At 60.6% G+C, this 401-nt stretch carries 1 protein-coding gene; it reads left to right on the top strand.

Annotated features, from left to right (window positions below):
* Positions 1-401, top strand: a 401-nt coding sequence (locus tag PUN71_RS23080) for an ATP-binding protein (RefSeq protein WP_502861383.1), incomplete at both ends; no start/stop codon positions are given.

Here is a 401-nt window from a genome sequence, read left to right as displayed (position 1 = left end):
GCCTGGTTCGGCAACCCGATGGTCTACCTGGAGAAGTACCTGACCAACCCACGTCACGTGGAAGTGCAGGTACTGTCCGACGGCCAGGGCCACGCCATCCACCTGGGCGACCGCGATTGCTCGCTGCAACGTCGTCACCAGAAGGTGCTGGAAGAAGCACCGGCACCGGGCCTCGACGAGAAAGCCCGCGAAGAAGTGCTGGCGCGTTGCGTCAAGGCGTGCATCGACATCAACTACCGTGGCGCCGGCACCTTCGAGTTCCTCTACGAGAACAGTCGTTTCTACTTCATCGAGATGAACACTCGCGTGCAGGTGGAACACCCGGTTTCGGAGATGGTCACCGGTATCGACATCGTCAAGGAGATGCTGAGCATCGCCGCCGGTAACGAGCTGTCCTTCAC

The sequence above is a fragment of the Arthrobacter sp. NQ7 genome, from assembly GCF_029581595.2.
Taxonomy (GTDB): Bacteria; Actinomycetota; Actinomycetes; order Actinomycetales; family Micrococcaceae; genus Arthrobacter; species Arthrobacter phenanthrenivorans_B.
Note: the sequence above shows the minus strand (reverse complement) of the source record. Positions and strands in the feature narration are given on the sequence as shown.